The organism is Bradyrhizobium sp. WYCCWR 12699, from assembly GCF_032144035.1.
In the GTDB taxonomy this organism is placed as follows: Bacteria; Pseudomonadota; Alphaproteobacteria; order Rhizobiales; family Xanthobacteraceae; genus Bradyrhizobium.
In genome coordinates this window covers 1-584 of record NZ_JAVTJN010000040.1, presented here as the reverse complement: position 1 = coordinate 584, position 584 = coordinate 1, and the positions used below count along the sequence as shown (strand labels likewise).

At 54.1% G+C, this 584-nt stretch carries 1 pseudogene; it reads right to left on the bottom strand.

The window, feature by feature from the left end:
• A pseudogene (locus RPS27_RS39570) lies at window positions 1–584 on the bottom strand (protease); the annotation flags it as partial.

The window sequence follows — 584 nt, the reverse complement described above, 5'->3', positions numbered from 1 at the left end:
TTCAGATCCTGATGAAAGCTCGTTTCGAAAGACTTCAGAGCGTTGCTACTCGCCGCGAGCAACCCAGCGTTCGACGTGTAATTGCCGTTGCCATCCGTATACCAGATTGTGAACTGTGTCCCACTCTTCCATGCCACCTCGTAACCACCCGTGATCGCTTCGACTCCCATGAGTGTCCAGGCGATTTGACCTTGCGTAACAGGCGAGCCTTGGTAGCTGAATTCAGGACCAGTTCCCCCACCAACTGGATTGAAGAAATAGTTGCTTCCAACCTGAACAAGACTCGTCGCGCCAAACGACTCGATCACCGTTCCCGACACACCTGCCGGGATGCCAATAACGCCGTCACCATTCAGATCCTGATGAAAGCTCGTTTCGAAAGACTCTAGAGCGTTGCTGCTCGCCGCGAGCAACCCAGCGTTCGACGTGTAATTGCCGTTGCCATCCGTATACCAGATTGTGAACTGTGCCCCACTCTTCCATGCCACCTCGTAACCACCCGTGATCGCCTCGACTCCCATGAGCGTCCAGGCGATTTGACCTTGCGTAACAGGTGAGCCTTGGTAGCTGAATTCAGGACCAGT